Genomic DNA, 21,072 nt, shown 5'->3' on the forward strand with positions numbered 1-21,072 from the left:
AAAACCAATTTATAAATGGTAAATAGAGTGTCAAAAGCCCGCTGCGAAAACAATTCGCAGCGGGCTTTTTGTGTTAGCAATTGAATTATTCCACTTTTTCAATCGTAGTGGTTCCCCAGTTCATGATGTTGCTGAGATGGACATAGCCATCGTACAAATTCAAGAAAATCGAGAAGGCACAGACGATATAGATCAATACATAAAAATTATTGGCCTTTTTGTTACGCCATAAGACAAAGCCATCTAAAATCAAACCTAATGGAAAGAGAAATGAGCCGATTCCAGCTAACAGTAGCAAGAGCAGACTTTCATCTTTATCTGCTGCCATCGTTCTTTGGAGTAACGACAATTTTTCTTTCTTGTCGCTGATTTCTTGATTGTTGGTTTCGATCCGCTCTTTTAAGGCTTCGTTCTCACGTAAAAGCTCATCAATCGAGACTTGATAGAGATCACTCAACAAAATCAAATTCTCAATATCTGGATAGCCGCGCCCATTTTCCCATTTCGAAATCGACTGGCGTGAAATCTGTAATTTTTCTGCGACTGCTGTTTGCGACAATCCCGAAGACTCGCGACAGCTTTTTAATTGTTCTGCTAAAGCCAATGTATGCTCCTATCTGCTATTTAACAACTAGCTTCCCATTTGAGATCGTGGTTACGACACTCCCATTGGTAGTGATTATACCTGCTTTTTGCTTAAACGTACAGGTGGCTTTGGTGGACGTGTGAGTTAATGAACTAGAAGTGATACTTCCTCTGTGAGCAACTAAACTTAAATTCGAAGTGCCTGTAAATTGATTGCGGCTATTGACCGTTACATTATAACTAGCGGTCCAATTACCGGCGGATGTTTTTGACACACGATACGTTCCCGCTGCCAGATTTGCTCGGAATGACGGCAATTTTTCAATGGTCAAAATCACCTCATTGCCTTCTTCATCTACCGTGATCAGCTGCTCATAGGGACTATCTGATGCTAGGTCATAAACGAGTTCTGGTTCTTCCACTGTCTGGGCGGCAGCTGGGAGAGCAAAGAGGAAACAAATAAAAATAAACGGCACAAAAAATAATTTTTTCACAAACACCACTCCTTGTACTTTTGATAATTCAAGTATACAAGGTTTATTTAGTTAAAGAAAGCACAAGCTAGTTTACAGGGGTAACGGATGGTTTACAGTTGTTGCTAAATCAGCATTTCATCGGCTTACTTTTTAGGATGTCGAGAAATTTTAAAAGTAATAGTTCATTCAAATGGTCTTCGTTTTTTAGGTTTCTGACAACGAACCGCTGCTTTTAAAGAGAAACGTTAAAGAAGCCGTTGCTTTAGTTTTCACTAAACCTAGCTGTGAAAGGAAACAAAAAAGCGAAAGAGTAGGCAACGTTTCACGCCGTTAAAACGACAAACGTAAGGCCTCCTTCCGCTTTTTTGCAGCCAATTTTATTCTCTCAAATCAATATCCTTTTGATGGTCGCCGTCTTTCTTATAAACGTTCACCACGGATTCTTTGTTTTCGGCGATTTCTTTGGCACGGGCGATGGCGTCTGCTTTCTTATCGAAATGATCACTGGCACGTTTGGCCCCTTTGGAACGGACTTGCCATTGGTCGTCTTCATACACAACTTCTACATCCGCATCCATTAAGTTTTTCGCATTCTTATTGGTTTGATGGGCATCGTCTTTTTGCGGATTTTTCTCTTTCTGAAAAGCTTTTTTCTCCTCTTCATCTGCATTGTCATACCATTTTTCTGCTTGACTCGTGGCGATGGGGATTGCCCGATCATCAGAATAGCCATCGGCTAGCAGGGCATTGGCGATATCGATCGCTTTTTTACGAACTAAGGGGTCTAAGTTCTTCATTGATGCAGGATAATCACGGACATTCCAAGGCATTGTTTGTTTCCTCCTTTTTCTTGATCCAAGGTCTTTTTCTTAAGGGGCGTCCTTTTTCAGGCACCACCAGTTACTACTTATTAGTTTACGCCCTTCTATAAAAAAGGGAAATCATTTGCTTTTGGTCAAAAATGAGGGCACTTTCTTTTTTCATTTTCTAATAAACGAGGATTTATTTTTGTTAACAAAGCGTTATATTTCCCAAAAAAAAATGAATGGTTTAGAATTTTATTATAGAGAAAAGGAGGACGTAAGAATGAGTGAACCTATTTTGACTGATCCACGGGAACTTTATCACACGGGTAAATACAGCAAACAGGAACAAGATACGCCTGCTTTACAAGAAGAAATGCGACCAAAACCTGATTGTGGTGAAGACTCTTATGAGGGAAGTCAACAGTTAGAAAACCGGCGGGTACTGATTACCGGTGGGGATTCTGGGATCGGACGAGCAGCAGCGATTGCCTTCGCCCGAGAAGGAGCAGACATTGCTCTACACTTTTTCCCAGGTGAAGAAGAAGATGCCGAAGAAGTTGCAGGGTACATCAAAGAAGCCGGACGTAAAGTGATCTTGCTACCCTATGACCTGCGAGACGAAGCGGCACCACAAGAGATCGTTGACAAAGCGGTGGCAGCATTGGGTGGGTTAGATACATTAGTATTGAACGCAGCCCAGCAAATCACGCGGCCATCGATTGCAGAATTACCGATTGAACAAGTGAAAGACACCTTTATGGTAAACATTATCTCAATGTTTGCATTAGTCAAAGCTGCTGAGCCACACTTACCGGCTGGGGGAGCGATCGTTACAACGACTTCTGTCCAAGCCTTTAGTCCAAGTGCTCATTTAATGGATTATGCGGCAACCAAATCGGCGATCGCCAGTTTTACAGTTAGCTTGGCGAAACAATTTGCTGAAAAAGGGATTCGGGTCAATGGGGTAGCCCCAGGACCAATCTGGACACCATTACAGTTAGATCATGGCCAACCGCAAGACAAGCTGCCTGAATTTGGTCAGCAAGCATTACTGGAGCGGGCAGGACAACCAGCTGAGCTGGCACCCGTCTATGTCTTTTTAGCTTCCAATAAAGCTAGCTATGTGACAGCACAGATTTATGGTGTTACCGGCGGAGAAGCCATCAACTTGTAAGCTTATCAAAAAATCGGAGAAAAAGGAGGAGGTGTCCTATGAGTAAAGGGTGGAAAATCGTATCAATCATCGTTTCGTTGATCTTTATCACTGTCTTATTACCAATCGTTTTAATGAGTAATCCTTACATGCAGCTGCCATTTGGTTTGGACAGCAGAGGCAATGTCGTCACGTATTTCTTTGACAACTTGTTTATGCGTCAATATATGTTTTGGGTAGCCGTTGTTTTAATCGCCGTATTCTTGATCGTGATCTTAGTCGTGCTGTTTTATCCAAAAACTAAAACAACCTTTGTTTTGAAAGAGGATAAGGGCGCATTGACGATCGATAAGAAAGCGATCGAAGGACTTGTACGTACGAAAGTAAATGAAAAAGAATTTGTTGAAGGACCAAAAGTGCATGTCAAGGCGACCAAAAATCGAATTTTAATCAAAATCAAAGGCCGCTTGAAACGGACGTCTGCCTTAGTTGGCAAAACCGAAAACTTAATGGCGGAAATCCAACAAGATGTCCAACGAGTGCTTGGCTCAAGTGAAAAAGTCAAAGTCGAAGTCAATTACGCGAATTTTGAACAAAATGAGACTCCGGAAAACCCGCGAGTAGAATAGGAGGGCTATGATGAACGAACTACAACAATACAAAATCCCATTGATTTTTGGAGCAATCGGCCTTGTTCTGGCTGTGTTGTTTGTAACGATCGGTTTTTTCAAAACATTGCTGATTCTACTCCTAACAGGTTTGGGTTTTGCGCTAGGATTGTATCTCCAACGTACCGGTATCATCGACGAATTTTTTAACCAACAATAACGTATTTTATAGGAGGAATTTTTAATGAATAACGATAAAAACGAATTAAACAATGAAAAAAATGTCAGTGCACATCCAGATCCAGTGGTTCCCAACACCAATCATCAAGCCAATGAAAATGCGATTCCAATGACTGAATCACCTGATCCAGTGGTACCAAATGCTGAAAAAGCAGTAGCAGGACAACAAAATGGACCAAAACCAGGGGATCATCCAGCACCAGGAAATCCAGATCCAGCCGGACATCATCCAGCACCGCCAAAACCTGGCCACAACGATTTTGAAGGACCAACCGGGGATGCACCCGTTCATGGTTCATTGACCTATGATGACAAAGTGATCCAAAAAATCATCGGGATCGCATTAGAAAATGTAGATGGTCTGTTGACGGTCGATGGTGGTTTCTTCTCTAATATTGCTGAAAAATTGGTCAATACAGACAATGTGACTGCCGGTATCAATACCGAAGTTGGGAAAAAACAAGTAGCCGTTGATTTAGATATCGTGGTTGAATATGACCGCAACATCCCAGAAATCGCTGACCAAGTCAAAGAAGTCATCCAAAAAGAAGTAACAACAATGACCCAATTAGAAGTGATCGAAGTTAACATCAACGTTGTAGATGTAAAAACGATCGCTGAATACGAAGAGGAACAAGAAACGGTTCAAGACAAAGTAACGTCAGCTGCTTCTAAAACCGGCGACTTCGCTTCACGTCAAACCAACAAAGCCAAACATGCGGCTTCCCGCGCGTCTGATCGTATCGAAGAATACAACGAACCTCGCGTGAAATAAAAAAGTTTCATATGAAACAAAAACAAGCATTGATCCTGAGATCAATGCTTGTTTCTTTGCGAAGAAAAGCTGACCAGCAAGGTTGGCAGCCTTGCTGGTCAAGGAAAAATGAAAAAAGTTTTTTGGATTGAAATGAGTATAATTCCTCTGCCTTAAACCAACCTTAAAGCCCCAGTTAAAAAATGGTAAATTCTCCTAGAAAGCAATGTCTGGCTATTGCATCACATTGCTTTTTGCGTTAAAGTAGGAACTAGTCTGTGAAACATTTTTCTGTTTCACAAAATAGAAAGGATTCGTTATGCTACCTGAAGAATTTCATGAAGAATTACGCAAAAACGGGATCGTTTTAACCGAAGAACAAATGGAAAAATTCGCTGTCTATTTCGAGCGTTTAGTCGAATGGAATCAGAAGATGAATCTAACCGCAATCACGGAAAAATCAGAAGTGTATTTGAAGCATTTCTACGATTCTGTTTCCTTAGCTTTTGAAACCGCCCTTGACCCGCAAAGTCATTTGTGCGATGTCGGTTCAGGTGCTGGCTTTCCAAGTATTCCACTAAAAATCGTGTTTCCTGAATTAGAAGTGACGATCGTCGACTCTTTAAATAAGCGCATCACCTTTTTACAAACCCTTGTGACGGATCTACAATTGGAAAATGTCCACTTGTACCATGACCGTGCAGAAACATTTGGTCAAAACCCGCAATTTCGTGGGCAATTCGATTATGTGACCGCTCGTGCGGTTGCCCGTTTGAATGTGTTAACGGAACTCTGTGTGCCATTGGTGAAAAAAGCAGGCTATTTTTATGCGCTCAAAGCTGCCAAAAGCGAGGAAGAACTGGTTGAAGCCAAACCAGCGATCTCACTCTTAGGCGGCAAATTTATTGAAGAAAAAAGCTTTACCTTACCGGTCAGCGGCGATGAACGCCATCTTTTGATCATTCAAAAGAAAAAAGAAACGCCAAAGAAATACCCCCGCAAACCGGGAATGCCAGCGAAACAACCAATTAAATAGGAGGAAAATCAATGGCCCGTATTATTTCAGTTGCAAACCAAAAAGGCGGCGTAGGCAAAACCACCACAACGGTGAACCTAGGTGCGTCCTTAGCATTTGTCGGCAAAAAAGTGTTACTCGTAGATATTGATGCCCAAGGCAACGCCACAAGCGGTGTCGGCATTCGCAAACCAGATGTGGAACAAGACATCTATGATGTATTAGTCAATGAAACACCGATCGTTGAAGCGATTTTACCTAGCAGCCGAGAAAACTTGGATATCGTTCCAGCGACGATCCAATTAGCTGGTGCGGAAATTGAATTGACCTCCATGATGGCACGGGAATCTCGATTGAAATCGGCTTTGAATGAAATCAAAGAACAATACGATTATATCTTTATCGATTGCCCGCCATCTTTAGGTCATTTGACGATCAATGCCTTTACCGCCAGCGATTCGATTTTGATCCCAGTCCAATGTGAGTACTATGCATTAGAAGGGCTGAGCCAACTATTGAATACCGTGCGTTTAGTACAAAAACATTTTAACCCTGAGTTAGAGATCGAAGGGGTCTTACTGACGATGTATGATGCCCGTACGAACTTAGGCGCGGAAGTCGTGGAAGAAGTCCGTCGCTATTTCCAAGAAAAAGTATATGAAACCATTATTCCGCGGAATATCCGTTTGTCTGAAGCACCTAGTCATGGATTGTCGATCATTGATTATGATCCACGCTCAAAAGGAGCCGAAGTCTATCAGACGTTAGCAAAGGAAGTGTTAGCCCGTGAAGAATAAAGGGAAAGGATTAGGGCGTGGGATCGATGCGTTGTTTCAAGATCTGCAAGGGTTAGAAGAAGTCGATATCAAGACAGAAAAAGTCGTTGAACTGCCTTTAAACGAATTAAGACCCAACCCTTATCAACCGCGAAAAACCTTTGATGAGCTTTCATTACAAGAACTAGCCAATTCGATCCAGCATTCGGGGGTCTTTCAACCAATCATCGTGCGGCAATCATCCGTCAAAGGCTATGAGATCATTGCTGGTGAACGCCGGTTTCGAGCGTCTAAACTAGCTGGCAAGGAAACGATCCCCGCCATCATCCGCAATTTTGATGAAGAAGCGATGATGCAAGTCGCCGTTTTAGAAAACTTGCAGCGGGAAGATTTAAATCCTTTAGAAGAAGCAGAAGCCTATGACATGTTGATGAAGAACTTGAAATTGACCCAAGCACAAGTCGCTGAACGTTTAGGGAAAAGCCGCCCGTATATCGCCAATTATTTGCGGTTACTGTCCTTGCCGAAACTCGTCAAAGAAATGGTTCAAGATGACCGTTTGTCTATGGGGCAAGCCCGGACATTATTAGGCTTGAAAAACAAAGAACAGATCTTAAAATTAGCCAATCGTTGTGTCAAAGAAAATCTGACAGTCCGCCAATTAGAACAAATGGTCGCTGAGATGAATGACACGAAAAACGAAAAGAAAAAAGTGCCGCGTCTGATTCGGGAAAAACCGTACTATTTACGAGAAAGCGAAGAACGGTTAATGGATAAATTCGGCACGAATGTCGAGATCCGCGAAAAAGAAGGCAAAGGAAAAATCGAGATCGAATACCTTTCACAAAAAGATTTAACCCGTATTTTAGATTTATTGAACATTCAATTTGATGAAGCTTGAGGTGATAAAGATGTATGATCTTGGGGATATTGTCGAAATGAAAAAACCGCATGCCTGCAAAGCCAATCGTTGGGAAATCATCCGTATGGGGGCAGACATCAAAATAAAGTGTACGAATTGCGGCCACATCGTCATGATGACGCGCCGAGAATTTGATAAAAAGATGAAGAAAATCCTAGAAAAAAAAGAGAAAGAGTGAAGTGAAGCATGGCGTTAACTGCCGGAATCGTTGGATTGCCAAATGTGGGCAAATCTACTTTATTTAATGCAATAACCAAAGCAGGAGCAGAAGCCGCAAACTACCCGTTTGCGACGATCGATCCGAATGTAGGAATGGTGGAAGTGCCAGATTGGCGCTTACAGCGTTTAACAGAATTAGTCCGTCCGAAAAAGACGGTCCCAACCACCTTTGAATTTACGGATATTGCTGGAATCGTCCGCGGTGCCAGCAAAGGGGAAGGATTAGGTAACCAATTTTTGAGCCATATCCGCCAAGTGGATGCGATCTGTCATGTCGTTCGTTGTTTCGACGACGACAACATCACCCACGTGGAAGGCCGCGTGGACCCATTAGCTGATATCGACACCATCAACTTGGAGTTGGTTTTAGCGGATTTAGAATCCGTCAACAAGCGCTATACTCGGGTCGCAAAAATTGCCAAAACCAAAGACAAAGATGCGGTTGCGGAACTGGCCGTTCTTGATAAGATCAAACCGGTCCTAGAAGAAGGGATCTCTGCTCGTTCGATCGAATTTACAGATGAAGAACAGCGCATCGTCAAAAGTTTGTTTTTACTAACGACCAAACCAGTCTTATACGTTGCCAACGTAGCAGAAGAAGACGTCGCAGACTATGAAACCAATGACTATGTCAACAAAGTGAAAGAATTTGCAGCAAGCGAAAATGCGGAAGTGATCGTCATCAGTGCTCGTGCTGAAGAAGAGATCGCTGAGCTGGACGAAGAAGACAAAGCAGAGTTTTTAGAAGCATTAGGAATTGAAGAATCAGGGTTGGATCAATTGATTCGTGCCGCCTATGATTTGCTGGGTCTAGCAACGTACTTTACCGCTGGTGAACAAGAAGTGCGTGCGTGGACGTTCCGTAAAGGCATCAAAGCACCGCAAGCAGCGGGGATCATCCATACGGACTTTGAGCGCGGCTTTATTCGTGCGGAAACTGTTTCCTTTGAAGATCTGAACCAATACGGCACGATGCAAGCGGCCAAAGAAGCCGGTCGGGTACGTTTGGAAGGAAAAGATTATGTCGTGCAAGATGGCGACGTGATGTTGTTCCGTTTTAACGTATAAAGGGCTTTCTTCCCAGTGAATTTGTGGTAAAATGTCCATTGTGAAGAAAACGCAGAAGGGAGAATCAATTCATGGAACCAGAAACTCTGCGAAATTATGTTTCCGAAAATCGTGAATTAGAACAACAATTAACAAAACGAAACCAACAATATATATTTGATTTAAAAAAATCGCTAGAGGCAGCCAACCTTTCTGAAGAAGAAAAAACGATTGCCTTGCATGAGATGCTGCCGGTCTTAGTCAAAGAACAAAAAGGCGGCAAAACGGCCCGCCAATTATTTGGCACAGTGTCTGAACGTACCGAAGCCATCATCAACAAACCCGTTGAGCAAAAAGAATCCGGCCCCTTCTTGATGTGGTTGGATAACACCTTGCTGATTTTAGGGATTTTTGGGTTGATGTTAGGGGTTATGGGAATCTTTACTAGAGGACAAGCACAACCTTATGGCTTATTGACCCTCTTCTTGATGGCGATGCTTGCTGGTTGGGTCTTCTACTTGATGTACAAATACATGTATCAATATGAACGCCCGGGTGCTGATAAGAGCAAACGGCCGAAGATGTGGAAGATCATTTTGATTTTAGTCGCAGCCTTCATGCTATGGATCGTTGTGATCTCGCTTTCTGCGATGATCCAACCACCATTGAATCCACAAGTGGATCCTGTGATTGAAGCCTTGATCGGGGCAGTGGCATTAGCAGCGAAGTACTACTTGAAACGCAAATACAATATCATCAGCAGTCTGTCTGTTCCTAGAGGCTGATGGCTACACGTTGATCGTGCGCCTTCTTTTGTTAAAAAAGACCGCACGATCAACGTGTTTTTTTAGAAAAAATGGCGAATTATGAGATTTGACCAAAGGTTTGAAGAGGATTATTAAGAAAGCTTTCCGAATGGTTGACTTATGAAAAAATCTTTGCTATTTTTTTTAAAATACCTAAAAACTTTAAGGAGTGGTTACAAAAATGTCCAACTGGGAAACCAAATTTGTAAAAAAAGGGTTAACGTTTGATGATGTCTTATTGATTCCGGCAGAAAGTCACGTCTTGCCAAATGACGTGGATATGAAAGTGCAGCTTGCCCCGAATATTACACTAAATATTCCAATCATAAGTGCCAGTATGGATACCGTAACTGATAGTAAAATGGCGATCTCAATGGCGCGTCAAGGCGGACTTGGCGTGATTCACAAAAACATGAGTATCGCAGCGCAAGCAGATGAAGTGCGCAAAGTAAAACGTTCTGAAAGCGGCGTGATCATCGATCCGTTTTTCTTAACACCAACCCACTTAGTTGCTGATGCAGAACATTTGATGAGCAAGTACCGCATCAGTGGGGTACCGATCGTAGAAACGATGGAAAACCGCAAATTAGTCGGTATCATCACGAACCGCGACATGCGTTTTGTCACGGATTATACGATGCCGATCAATGATGTGATGACCAAAGACCAATTGATCACAGCACCTGTCGGTACTTCGTTGAAAGACGCGGAAAAAATCTTACAACAACACAAGATCGAAAAATTACCGATCGTTGATGAAGCAGGGATCTTAAGCGGGTTGATCACTATCAAAGATATTGAAAAAGTGATCGAATTCCCGAATGCAGCCAAAGACACGCATGGACGCCTATTAGTGGCAGCAGCAGTCGGCGTTACCAGCGATACCTTTGAACGTGCACAAGCATTATTGGATGCAGGCGTGGATGCGATCGTCATTGATACTGCCCACGGACACAGTGCCGGTGTTTTACGCAAAATCTCTGAAATTCGTGCCCATTTCCCAGAAGCGACATTGATTGCTGGAAATGTTGCCACTGCCGAAGGCACGAAAGCATTGTATGATGCTGGTGTCGATGTCGTAAAAGTCGGGATCGGTCCAGGCTCGATCTGTACCACTCGGGTGGTAGCCGGTGTCGGAGTTCCCCAATTGACCGCGATCTATGATGCAGCCTCTGTGGCACGTCAATACGGAAAAGCAATCATTGCCGATGGTGGGATCAAGTACTCTGGCGATATCGTCAAAGCTTTAGCAGCTGGCGGTCATGCCGTAATGCTAGGTAGCATGTTGGCAGGAACCGATGAATCACCAGGTGAATTCGAAATCTATCAAGGCCGTCGCTTCAAAACGTACCGCGGAATGGGTTCATTGGGGGCAATGGAAAAAGGCTCCAGCGACCGTTACTTCCAAGGGGGCGTAAACGAAGCCAACAAATTGGTTCCAGAAGGCATTGAAGGGCGTGTCGCTTATAAAGGCAGCGTTTCTGATATCATCTTCCAAATGATCGGCGGGTTGAAATCAGGGATGGGTTATGTCGGTGCTGGCAATCTACAGCAATTACGTGATGAAGCACAATTCATCCAAATGAGCGGCAACGGACTAAAAGAATCACATCCCCACGATGTTCAAATCACGAAAGAAGCACCAAACTACTCTGTAAAATCATAAAATGTTTCACGTGAAAACAAACGATCCCCTCTGTTCAAAAGCGGACAGAGGGGATTATTTGTTCAAAAAAGGACGTCACTCTCAGCTATCTAGGCAAGAGTGGCGTCCTTTTCTTTAAAATCGCTGCTGGATGATCAGCAAATCGCTTTAGCAGCAGCTTATTCGTTTGATTTCAATGCATCGATCATGTTGACATGAGTCAGTTTCACATGGGTGACGTACATCACGATGATCGTAAAGAGAATCGTCATGCCGCCGGCTAAAGCATAGGCCGGCCAATTGATCACTAATGGAAAGACCATGTTTTCCATCGAAGCTTGGATCAAAATAAAGTCAGTCAAGAAGTAACCTACCACGTAGCCTGCGAGAATCCCAAATAACGTAAAGACGATATTTTCCCGTACGATGTACATGGTGACTTCCTTATTGTAAAACCCTAATACTTTAATGGTAGAAAGTTCGCGAATCCGCTCGGAAACATTGATGTTGGTCAAGTTATACAAGACGACAAAGGCTAATGCCCCTGATAATACAACTAAGATCAAGACAATGGAGTTCAAGTTGCCCATCGAATCATCCTGCATTTTGATCTGAGTGGAAAGGAACGTCGTGTTTTTGACTTTGTCGGTATCTAACAAGGCTGTTGATAAAGCTTCCTCTTGCTTTTTCGTCATCGTCTTGCTTTTGACTAAGAACGCATTCGGTTCAAAGGTACTATTGGTGATTTCTTCGTAAACGGTTGGTGACAGATAAAGAGAATTGCCTAAATAATTTTCTGCGATGCCACTAATAGGTACTTCAAAGGCTTCTTGATCGCTGGTATAGAAGGTCAATGTATCGCCAACCTGCAGATCATACAATTCTGCGTACTTCATAGTCAGCACGGCACCCTCTGTTAATGACAGCTTCTGTCCTGCCGTCGTTTTCAAATGGACATAGTCTGCAAAAGCATCCTGATCTGCCGGAACCATCAAGGTCAGACTTTGTTTTCCTTGGTTAGCCGGTCGAATCTCGATCGTTTCATTGTAGACTAGCATCGAATGGGTCACAAGAGGATCGTCTGTTAAAACCGTTTCAGCGGCAGCAACGGTTTCTTCCTTCGCATCATTTAAGGTCACGACGGCTTGATAATCCGTAATGGGTCCAAATTGTTTCGCAGTCACAGCACTTAAGGAATCTTTCAACCCAACGCCTGCCACCATCAGTCCTGTACAACCGGCGATGCCAATGATCGCCATGATCATTCGCGATTTGTAGCGGAAAATGTTACGGAAGCTGACTTTTTGATTGAAGCTTAACCGTGACCATAGGGGGGTAATGGCTTCTAATAAAATCCGTTTCCCAGGTTTTGGTGCGCGAACTTGCAGTAGCTGGGCAGGTTTTTCCCGCAATTCTTTGATCAGAACAAAGAGGCAGGCACCAAGCGTCGCCAGTAAAAAGGCGATCGCGGCCAAAATAATTGGTGACCAGACATAATAGACGCGAATCCCGTCTAAAAGATACCGTTCGCTGGATAGGAAATAGATCAAACGCGGCAACAGTTCGGTTCCTAATACGGCCCCACTAATAATGCCAATGGCCGAAGAAAGGAGGGCATAAATCAAATATTTAAGGGAGATCTCGACTTTGCCATAGCCCATCGCTTTTAAGGTGCCGATCTCTTTGCGGTTTTCTTCTACCATCCGCGTCAGTGTCGTAAAGGTGATCAACGCAGCGATAAAGAAGAAGAAGACTGGGAACACATTGGCGATCGCGGCGATACGATCAGACAACCCACCATATTCTTGGAAACCGGGATTGTCTTTGCGCTGGTTGTAAAGATACGTCGGCTCTGCCAAGTCTTCGATCTCTGCCCGTTTTTCTGCCAGTGTTTGTTGGGCGTCAGTTAGTTCTTGTTGCTGTTCATCTAATTGGTCTTGCTGCTGTGTCAATTCTGCTTCCCCAGCTGCCAATTGGCCTTCGAGGGCTGCTTGTTGTACGGGCGGCAGCTGTGCCAAGGCGGCTTGCTGTTGTTCTAGTTCCGCTTTGGCCTGATCCAGTTGGGCTTGTCCATCAGCTAACTGTTTTTGTCCATCGCGGACTTCTTTTTCTGCAGGGGCTAATTCATCAAAAGCGTCTTGCTGAATTTCTGCTAAGCGTTCTTTAGGGCGATCCGCAAACAGTTCCTCAATCGTTTCTTGATGGGCTGCCATCTTGTCGGTGTAAGCATCGGAGTATGTTTCAAGCCCAGCGACATCATCAAAGGCGAGATAAAGGATCGATTTGACCTCCATCGTGAACTGTTCTTCCGGTACATAAGCAAAGTACGTCACGACACCGCTGCCGACATTCGCATAGCCCCGTTCGGCAGCACTGATATAAATCGGAGAGGTGGCGAACCCAACGATCGTATAGTCTTTGTCCGACAGATTATCGGCATCATCGATCGTAAAAGTATCCCCTATTTGCCAGCCATAGTTTTTTGCTTCGGTGTCCAGCACGATTTCATCGGCTTTTTCTGGCAGTCGGCCATCCTTCACCAGTAACTGGTTGAGTTCCTGTGAGGGATCATAGGAGGTCACTTGCACGACTTCATCTGAGTTGGCAGCGTAATAAAATTGATAGGCGGCTTCTGCGTGAGCACCGCTTTTTTCCGCGGCATCAATGTCGTCCTCTGTCAATCCCAGGGTTGAAGTGACTTGCAGATCCGCTAAATGCTGGCCGTTGACATATTCACTCGCGGAATGATTCAGGATCGGGCCGGTCGCTTTGACACCGACAAAGAGAAACGTTCCTAAAAAAATGATCAAGGTGATTGCGATAAAGCGGCCTTTTGATTGGCGAATCTCTCGCAAACTTGCTTTAAGATAGGTCTTATTTTTCATCAGATCCTCCTACCAAACGATTTCATCGATCGAGATGGGATGAGGATTCTCTTCAATGGAACGGACAGTGGCATCGTTGATATGGATCACCCGATCGGCGATCGGGGCAATGGCGCTGTTATGGGTGATGATCAACACCGTATTGCCATTTTTCCGGCTAGCGTTTTGCAAAAGCTTCAACACTTGTTTTCCTGTTTCAAAGTCCAAGGCACCAGTCGGTTCATCGCATAGAAGCAGTTTCGGGTTTTTGGCTAACGCCCGAGCGATCGATACCCGCTGCTGTTCTCCACCAGAGAGCTGCGAAGGAAAGTTGTTTTTGCGGTTTTCTAACCCGACTTGGGCCAAGACTTCATCAGGATCGAGTGCATTCGGTGAGACTTCTGTTGCCAATTCAATGTTTTCTTTTGCTGTCAAATTCGGGACCAAATTATAAAACTGGAAGACGAACCCGACGTCTGTGCGGCGGTATTCCGTCAGCTGTTTGTCGTTAAACTTCGCGATATCGACATTGTCGATAATGATTTGACCTTCATCTGGCGAATCCATCCCGCCTAAAATATTCAAAACGGTCGATTTTCCGGCACCACTGGGTCCAAGGATCACCACTAATTCGCCTTCTTCAATGGCAAAGGAAAGATCGTTGTTGGCAGTGATGGTGGTTTCGCCCATCTGATAGCGTTTATATTCATTCTTTACTTCAACATAACTCATTAATAAAGCCTCCATTTTTTAAACACGTGTTGATTTAATCACATGGTGTTAGTATACTAAGAAAGAAAAGTAAGAGCAATCCTCAATGCTTACGTATTTGTCATTAAATAGACAAATATTGATCAAATGTACAGAGAAAAGGGGAAACGATATGGTGGGGACTGTGGGGAATCGTCGAACGATCTACTCGAAAAAAGTGATCCGACGCGCCTTTCAGGAGTTATTGTTGGAAAAAGAGTACCGCAAAATCACGATCAAAGAGATTGCGGAACGAGCCGATATCAACCGAGGAACATTTTATAAATATTATAAGGATACGGCCGCGTTGTTGGAGGAGATCGAAGGGGAGCTTGTTGAGCAGATCGCATCGAACTTGCAGCAGGAAAATTTGTCATTGGATCTTTGGTTGGAAAAGCTGTTGACGATTTTGTATGAGAATCCTAGTACGACCCATTTGATTTTGTTAAACAACAGCCATTTGCTGAATCTTTTGTTGTCAGAGATCAAACCGGAGACCTTGAAACGGTTTGCCCAATACTTTCAAGATGCTTCCGAGGAAGAATTGGAACTGTGTCTTAGCTTTTTTGTCTGCGGGTCTATCGGGTTGATCGAACGCTGGCTCAAAGATTTCTCAACGATGCCGCCAAAAGCTGTCGCTGAACTGTTGATCCAAATTTTTGTGACCAATGTGTATGAGGAAAAGAAGGGCTAAAAAAAGAGGGAACGATCCGATAACCAAAAAGGAACGCAGCAAGAGACAATTTGCTGCGTTCCTTTTTTTATTTAATCAACGAGGCGTTCATCGTTCATCCCAAAGTATTGATGCAACGGTTTTTGCCGTGCGCCTAATAATTGATCGACGGTCACGAATTCGTAGCCTTCGTTTTTGAGCGTTTTAATGACTCCCGGTACAGCTTTCACGGATTTCGGGTGGATATCATGAATCAAGATCATGGCACCATTAAAGACATTTTGTTGAACCAAGGCATTGATTTTCTTCGGATCCTTCAATTTCCAGTCTTGAGAATCGATGTCCCATTGAATGATCGGCATGCCGATGGTTTCTGCGCTTTGTTTGTCGATAGCGCCATAAGGTGGCCGTAAATTCCTAGGTAGTAAACCCGTCGCATTGTAAATGGTTTTATTGGTTTTCGTGACTTCTGCCTGCAAATCTTCCGCTGAAAGAGTATTCAGCTGCGGATGAGAGTAAGAATGACTGGCGATCTCGTGTCCAGCTTCTTGGACTTTTTTGGCAGCTTGCGGATATTGCTCAACCATTTGTCCTAGCATAAAGAAGGTCGCTTTGACATCATTTTCTTGTAAGATGTTCAACAGATCCATGGTGGAGGTGTTGTTGGGTCCATCATCAAAGGTCAATGCCACGTATTTTTTATTGGGGTCAAGACTTGGCAAGGCATTGTCGAGTTGGTCAGCAGCCACGAGATCAGGATCAATGAATGGGGCGATCTCGCTGTAAGACAGGGTGATTTCCGTCGCTCCCGTCTGATTTTTTGGCAATTCGATGGTCAGCTTCTCTGGATCATAAGTAAATTTCGAATCGAAGGTGATCCGCTCCATGGCCAAGACGGCGTCGATGATTTTTGCGGGTTCCTTAGCTTGATCCAGCAGTTTCTGTTGAATGACTTGTTGAATACCTAATAAGCTGCCTTCATCAGGAACCAGTTCTTTCAAAGACAATTCGGTTTGTGTCTTCTCTGAAACAAAGATCGGTGCATCTGTTAAACGATCAGCATCTTCAAAACGACCGGTTTCTCGATTCCATACATAGCTGTCGGCTTTTAATGAATAGGTAGAGACTTTTGCAGCTACTGTTTGTGCTTGGATACGGGCAACGGTGACGACTTCTTTTTCCGTTTGTTTTTTGCGCAATGACTCAGCGGCTTTCGTCAACCGATCTTTGATATCTTTGATGGGAAACGTATCGAGGTCTTGCGGGCGGTAGATCAGTTCTTTGTTTGCTCCTTCTGAGAGCACTTCAGGCGTTGTTTTTAACCCATTTTGGCTTTGTTCTGCTTGGATTGATGCCAATAATTTCTCCGCAGCTGCCTCATATTTTGCTTTGGCGGCAACTTCTTGTTGGTGCAACGTGTAAAGGACTGAGCCAGCCGTTGCGATCAAAACGATCAATAATAAGGCGAATAAGGAAAAAATTGCTTTTCGATACGGCTTCTTTTTCGAGGGTGGTCCTTTCGGTCTTTCTTCAGCTGATGTTGTTCGTTTTTGATTATTGTTTGGTTTCTTGTGTAAGTCACTCCGACGGGCATAGGTCTTTCGTTCGGGCATTGGTGAAGCTCCCTTCATTCCATCCTAAATTATGCCCACGTTACCATAAGTCACAGGCACTTTCAACGATCATGCCCGGTTTCTGATAGAGGATTAAAAAGACAAAGGGATTTTTCTAATTATTCGCTTAAAAATTACAACCTTGTTGCGTTGTTTCTCTTGCAAGAAGTGATCAAAGTGGTTAGGGGGGATGGAAACCACTACAGGCGACGTGAACAAGAAAACCCCTAGGGAACGTTCACGCGGTGTGACTGTTCTCTAGGGGTTGCTACTGAGGTTACTAAGGCTTAGGCTTTTTCAATTTTTGTCAGTCCGCCCATGTAAGGAACCAGAACTTCCGGTACCGTTACACTGCCGTCTTCGTTTTGATAATTTTCAAGCACTGCAGCCACCGTCCGACCGACAGCCAGACCAGAGCCGTTTAGTGTATGCATGTAGTGAATCTTGCCCTCTTGATCGCGGTAACGGATCATGGCACGGCGTGCTTGGAAGTCTTCACAGTTTGAGCAAGAGCTGATCTCACGATACATCTCTTGGGCAGGGATCCATACTTCTAAATCATAAGTCTTCGCTGCAGAAAAGCCCATATCTCCTGTACACAAGCTAAGCACACGGTAAGGCAAATGGAGTTTTTGCAAAATATCTTCGGCATTAGCCGTCATTTTTTCTAATTCTTCATAAGAATGTTCTGCATCACTGAATTTCACCATTTCGACTTTATTGAATTGATGCAAGCGAATCAAGCCGCGAGTGTCACGGCCAGCGCTGCCGGCTTCCGAACGAAATGATGGGCTCAAGGCAGTGAAGTAGGCAGGGAGCTGCTCTTGTTCTAAGATCTCCCCTTGATAGTAGTTGGTCAAAGGTACTTCCGCAGTCGGGATCAAAGTCAAATCAGTGTCTGCCAATTGGAAAACATCTTCTTTGAACTTCGGAAATTGCCCAGTACCGAACATTGCTTGGCTGTTGACGATATACGGGGTGATCATCTCTGTATATCCATGCTCATAAACATGCTGATCCAACATGAAGTTGTATAAGGCACGTTCCAAACGAGCACCTAAGCCTTTGTAGTAAACAAAACGGCTACCAGAAACTTTGGCACCCCGCTCAAAGTCGAGGATCCCCAAGTCTTCTGCGATCTCCCAATGGGGTTTTGGTTCAAAGTCAAAGGTTTTTGGTTCTGCCCAGCGGCGGACTTCTACATTGTCGTCTTCATCTTTGCCCACCGGAACAGAATCATTCGGCAAGTTCGGCAATGTCGTGGCGATCTCTTTGATGTCTTCATCGATTTGGGCGATTTCTTCATCCAATTGCTTGATTTGGCTACCGACTTCTTTCATTTGGGCAATTTTATCTGCCGCGTCTTCTTTCGCCCGTTTCAAGGCAGCGATCTCACCAGAAACATCGTTGCGCAATTTCTTGCGTTCTTCCGTTTGGACTAAGAGTTCTCGGCGACGTTCGTCAAGCGTTAAAAAGCGGTCCAACACTTCTTTTTGCACGCCGCGTGTTGCGAGTTTGCTTTGTACTTCAGCAAAATTTTGGCGAATCATTTTTACATCTAACATAGTGATACATCCTCCTTTGATTTTTCCATAGAAAAAAGGCCATTCCGATCCCGTATTGCTTGGGACGAAATGACCATTCGCGGTGCCACCCAAGTTCAGCTTGCGCTGCCCTTGCTGCTCGTATCGTGAGCCAACGATTTTTCTTTCGAAAAATACACGTTAAAGAACTGGATTCTATTTTTTCCAACACTGATTTTCACCAACCATCAGCTCTCTATACAGATGAAAAAAATATACTAGGTTCTGTGCCTTGATTATTTTCTCTAGCATACCCAAAAAATGTTGGGTCGTCAACCATAGGTTTGTGTGTTGGATAAGTTGTTGCGTTTCAACGGGAGATGGATAATAAAGGACGTCCATTCCGGCGTTGACTTGGCATAGATATAGCCGCCATGTAAGGCGACGATGCTTTGAGCGATCGCTAGACCTAAGCCAGTTCCTCCTGTTTCTTGAGAGCGGGATTCTTCCACTCGGTAGAAACGGTCGAATAGAGAATCAAGGGCTTGCTTAGGGATCATTTGCCCATTGTTTTTGACTGTTAAGATCGCTTCGGTCCCGACTTTCTCGACTTCCATGCGGATCTTATCGGCGCCTTTGCCATATTTCAAGGCATTTGACAGCAAATTATTGAAAACTCGCACCAGTTTTTCGGTATCGCCATCCATTTCGATATGCTCTGGACGGGTGTACGTTTCAATCTTGATACCTTTTCGGCTAGCTTCTAATTCAAAGTCCGCCGCCAATTGTTCCACTAGCTGAGCCATATCAAATTCCATCACATTGATCGGCACGCTAGGCTGGCGCACTTTTGTGTATTCAAACAAATCATCGACGAGGGATTTCATTTGTTTGGCTTTGACATACGCCGTATGGGTATATTTCAGCAATTCTTCTTCTGAATGGTATTGTCGATCTTCAATTAGACCTAAATAGCCGATGATCGAAGTCAGTGGTGTCCGAATGTCATGGCTAACATTGGTAATCAGCTCATCTTTGGATTGCTCGATCCGGCGTTCATCTTCAATCGCCGCCACCGTACTGTCGACTAAGCCATTGATATTAGACACGATCCGACTTAAATCGCCCCGTAACTCGAAGGGGATGCGATGATCGTAATTGCCTTCCGCAATAAAATGAAGCTCACTGATAATGTGGCGTAGCTGCATTTGATGGTAGCGGCGAATCAAACGCCAATATAAGACGATCACATCTAATAGGAAGAACATCGGTAGAATGAAGTTGCGCCCACTGCGGAAGATATCTGTATTAAAGGCAGATGTGAAAGCATTCTTCGAAGCGTAGATGGCATCAACTAAATCTGGTGAATTTTCAACGATTGAGGTCAAGATGACCAAAATAGCGATATTTAATAGAAGTAAAAGAACAATTGTTACAATTCCTTCGGCAAATAACTCACTGATTTCCTTTGAGGTCAACGTGATCCGTTTCTTTTTTTCGATTGGTGTGTTGCGCTTTTTTTCAGTTGGTTTACTTCGCATCTATTTTGTAGCCGACCCCCCATACTGTTTGGATGACTTTTTCACCATCCGTGGCTTCTTCGATCTTATCTCGTAAGTGACTGACATGGACCATAACTGTTTTGGCAGAAACGACACTTTCTTGTTTCCAAACTCGTTCAAAAATCTCATCGGCGCTAAAGACACGGTTGGGATGCGATGCCAGTAAGTAGAGGATACCAAATTCTAATGCAGTCAATTGAATTTCGTTGCCATCGACGGTTTTTACTTCATGGGAATCGCGATTGATAATAAGAGAGCTTACTTCCAGAATCTCTGGTTGATTTGAAGCAGCCTGCATCTTGGTTCTTCTCAATAACGATTTTACCCGGGCCATAACTTCTAATGGATTGAAAGGTTTTGTGACATAATCATCCGCACCGGCGACCAATCCACGAATCTTATCCATATCGGTTGTTTTAGCGGTTAGCATAATAATAGGGATTTGGGATTCTTTTCTCAATTCTTTCACGACTTGCATGCCATCCATTTCTGGCATCATGATATCTAAGATCAATAGTTCGATATCAGAAGTGGTGCGGATCTTGGTCAGTGCTTCTTTTCCATCATATGCTTTGACCGATTCATAACCTTCATTGTGTAAATAAATGCTTAATAGTTCTACGATCTCTTTGTCATCATCTGCTACAAGTATTTTCATACTGGGTCCTCCTAGGAACAATATTCTTTTCTCCATTTTAGCAAATATTCCACAAAATAGATAAAATCATACTTAAATTTATAAGAATGATAGGAATTAAGAAAACACAAAAAGGAAAAAGACGAACGATAGGCAAATAATAACGGAAAAAGTCCTTAAAAAAGGCGGAAATCACGGACTAAAAATCACGAATCATCTTTGGAAACGGAGTAACTAGAAACGTTGGTCTATCAATCATTTTATGGTTGACGAATAGCGCAAGTCTTGGTATATTATTACATGTGCCAAATGACTAATTGAATTCCTAAAAAGAATTGAAAAAAGTAGTTGACGCACAGCTCGACAGATGATATTATAACGAAGTCGCAATTTTAAAA

At 43.6% G+C, this 21,072-nt stretch carries 21 protein-coding genes and 1 other annotated feature; of the genes, 12 read left to right on the forward strand and 9 right to left on the reverse strand.

The genetic code is table 11. The annotated features are described in order from the left end of the window. Positions 1 to 85: 85 nt before the first annotated feature. The 3 genes from IAE45_RS08065 to IAE45_RS08075 form a co-directional block, all read right to left on the reverse strand. A complete protein-coding gene (locus IAE45_RS08065) occupies positions 86 to 604 on the reverse strand; it encodes a helix-turn-helix domain-containing protein (protein WP_081117590.1) in 519 nt (172 codons plus the stop codon). Positions 605 to 620: 16 nt separating this feature from the next. Then, positions 621 to 1,088, reverse strand: coding sequence for a DUF5626 family protein (locus IAE45_RS08070; RefSeq protein ID WP_081117589.1), 468 nt, complete (start codon positions 1,086 to 1,088; stop codon positions 621 to 623). Between the two features lie 350 nt (positions 1,089 to 1,438). Then, entirely contained in the window at positions 1,439 to 1,891 is a 453-nt protein-coding gene (locus IAE45_RS08075) for a DUF2188 domain-containing protein (RefSeq protein WP_081117588.1), read from the reverse strand. A 256-nt stretch (positions 1,892 to 2,147) separates the two neighbouring features. Here IAE45_RS08075 and IAE45_RS08080 point away from each other — a divergent pair, with 256 nt between their 5' ends. The 11 genes from IAE45_RS08080 (at position 2,148) to guaB (ending at position 11,073) form a co-directional block, all read left to right on the forward strand. Then, a complete protein-coding gene (locus IAE45_RS08080; protein WP_008376956.1) occupies positions 2,148 to 3,041 on the forward strand; it encodes an SDR family oxidoreductase in 894 nt (297 codons plus the stop codon). A 38-nt stretch (positions 3,042 to 3,079) separates the two neighbouring features. After that, on the forward strand, positions 3,080 to 3,649 hold the full coding sequence (amaP, locus tag IAE45_RS08085; protein WP_005232936.1) for an alkaline shock response membrane anchor protein AmaP: 570 nt from the start codon (positions 3,080 to 3,082) through the stop codon (positions 3,647 to 3,649). A gap of 7 nt (positions 3,650 to 3,656) precedes the next feature. After that, positions 3,657 to 3,848 carry a DUF2273 domain-containing protein gene (locus IAE45_RS08090; RefSeq protein ID WP_005226258.1) on the forward strand — a complete coding sequence of 64 codons (192 nt, stop codon included), beginning with the start codon at positions 3,657 to 3,659 and terminating at the stop codon, positions 3,846 to 3,848. Positions 3,849 to 3,872: 24 nt separating this feature from the next. Beyond that, complete coding sequence (locus IAE45_RS08095; RefSeq protein ID WP_081117587.1) at positions 3,873 to 4,643, forward strand: Asp23/Gls24 family envelope stress response protein; 771 nt, start codon at positions 3,873 to 3,875, stop codon at positions 4,641 to 4,643. Positions 4,644 to 4,941: 298 nt separating this feature from the next. Further along, on the forward strand, positions 4,942 to 5,658 hold the full coding sequence (rsmG, locus tag IAE45_RS08100; protein WP_081117586.1) for a 16S rRNA (guanine(527)-N(7))-methyltransferase RsmG: 717 nt from the start codon (positions 4,942 to 4,944) through the stop codon (positions 5,656 to 5,658). Positions 5,659 to 5,669: 11 nt separating this feature from the next. Further along, the gene (locus tag IAE45_RS08105) at positions 5,670 to 6,434 is read left to right on the forward strand and encodes a ParA family protein (RefSeq protein ID WP_005226255.1); all 765 of its coding nucleotides are present in this window, start codon (positions 5,670 to 5,672) and stop codon (positions 6,432 to 6,434) included. After that, complete coding sequence (locus IAE45_RS08110) at positions 6,424 to 7,314, forward strand: ParB/RepB/Spo0J family partition protein (RefSeq protein ID WP_005226254.1); 891 nt, start codon at positions 6,424 to 6,426, stop codon at positions 7,312 to 7,314. Before IAE45_RS08105 ends, IAE45_RS08110 begins: the two co-directional genes overlap by 11 nt. Positions 7,315 to 7,324: 10 nt before the next feature. Further along, positions 7,325 to 7,513, forward strand: a complete 189-nt coding sequence (locus IAE45_RS08115; protein ID WP_005226253.1) for a DUF951 domain-containing protein — start codon at positions 7,325 to 7,327, stop codon at positions 7,511 to 7,513. An 8-nt stretch (positions 7,514 to 7,521) separates the two neighbouring features. After that, the gene (ychF, locus tag IAE45_RS08120; RefSeq protein ID WP_081117585.1) at positions 7,522 to 8,622 is read left to right on the forward strand and encodes a redox-regulated ATPase YchF; all 1,101 of its coding nucleotides are present in this window, start codon (positions 7,522 to 7,524) and stop codon (positions 8,620 to 8,622) included. A gap of 71 nt (positions 8,623 to 8,693) precedes the next feature. Then, positions 8,694 to 9,386, forward strand: coding sequence for a DUF1129 domain-containing protein (locus IAE45_RS08125; RefSeq protein WP_005226251.1), 693 nt, complete (start codon positions 8,694 to 8,696; stop codon positions 9,384 to 9,386). Positions 9,387 to 9,588: 202 nt separating this feature from the next. Then, entirely contained in the window at positions 9,589 to 11,073 is a 1,485-nt protein-coding gene (gene guaB, locus IAE45_RS08130) for an IMP dehydrogenase (protein WP_074535545.1), read from the forward strand. Between the two features lie 158 nt (positions 11,074 to 11,231). Here guaB and IAE45_RS08135 read toward each other — a convergent pair whose 3' ends face one another. Beyond that, positions 11,232 to 13,937, reverse strand: coding sequence for an FtsX-like permease family protein (locus IAE45_RS08135; protein ID WP_081117584.1), 2,706 nt, complete (start codon positions 13,935 to 13,937; stop codon positions 11,232 to 11,234). Positions 13,938 to 13,946: 9 nt separating this feature from the next. Further along, positions 13,947 to 14,648, reverse strand: a complete 702-nt coding sequence (locus IAE45_RS08140; RefSeq protein ID WP_077453270.1) for an ABC transporter ATP-binding protein — start codon at positions 14,646 to 14,648, stop codon at positions 13,947 to 13,949. Positions 14,649 to 14,733: 85 nt separating this feature from the next. On the opposite strand from IAE45_RS08140, the gene IAE45_RS08145 reads away from it, so the two are divergent. Beyond that, on the forward strand, positions 14,734 to 15,360 hold the full coding sequence (locus IAE45_RS08145; RefSeq protein ID WP_005226247.1) for a TetR/AcrR family transcriptional regulator: 627 nt from the start codon (positions 14,734 to 14,736) through the stop codon (positions 15,358 to 15,360). 71 nt (positions 15,361 to 15,431) lie between these two features. On the opposite strand, the gene IAE45_RS08150 is transcribed toward IAE45_RS08145, so the two are convergent. The 4 genes from IAE45_RS08150 to IAE45_RS08165 all read right to left on the reverse strand — a co-directional run bounded on the left by IAE45_RS08150 (position 15,432) and on the right by IAE45_RS08165 (position 20,695). Then, positions 15,432 to 16,952 (reverse strand): polysaccharide deacetylase family protein, encoded by a 1,521-nt coding sequence (locus tag IAE45_RS08150; RefSeq protein ID WP_200125755.1) that lies wholly within the window; start codon positions 16,950 to 16,952, stop codon positions 15,432 to 15,434. Positions 16,953 to 17,239: 287 nt separating this feature from the next. After that, positions 17,240 to 18,517, reverse strand: a complete 1,278-nt coding sequence (gene serS / locus IAE45_RS08155) for a serine--tRNA ligase (RefSeq protein ID WP_077453275.1) — start codon at positions 18,515 to 18,517, stop codon at positions 17,240 to 17,242. A 57-nt stretch (positions 18,518 to 18,574) separates the two neighbouring features. After that, positions 18,575 to 18,772 (reverse strand) — a binding site (T-box leader). A 35-nt stretch (positions 18,773 to 18,807) separates the two neighbouring features. Continuing rightward, positions 18,808 to 20,016 carry a sensor histidine kinase gene (locus IAE45_RS08160; RefSeq protein WP_005232945.1) on the reverse strand — a complete coding sequence of 403 codons (1,209 nt, stop codon included), beginning with the start codon at positions 20,014 to 20,016 and terminating at the stop codon, positions 18,808 to 18,810. After that, positions 20,006 to 20,695 carry a response regulator transcription factor gene (locus IAE45_RS08165; RefSeq protein ID WP_008376963.1) on the reverse strand — a complete coding sequence of 230 codons (690 nt, stop codon included), beginning with the start codon at positions 20,693 to 20,695 and terminating at the stop codon, positions 20,006 to 20,008. Before IAE45_RS08165 ends, IAE45_RS08160 begins: the two co-directional genes overlap by 11 nt. Positions 20,696 to 21,072: the final 377 nt, after the last annotated feature.

It is taken from the genome of Enterococcus sp. S53, from assembly GCF_016516865.1.
Classification (GTDB): domain Bacteria; phylum Bacillota; class Bacilli; order Lactobacillales; family Enterococcaceae; genus Enterococcus_D; species Enterococcus_D innesii.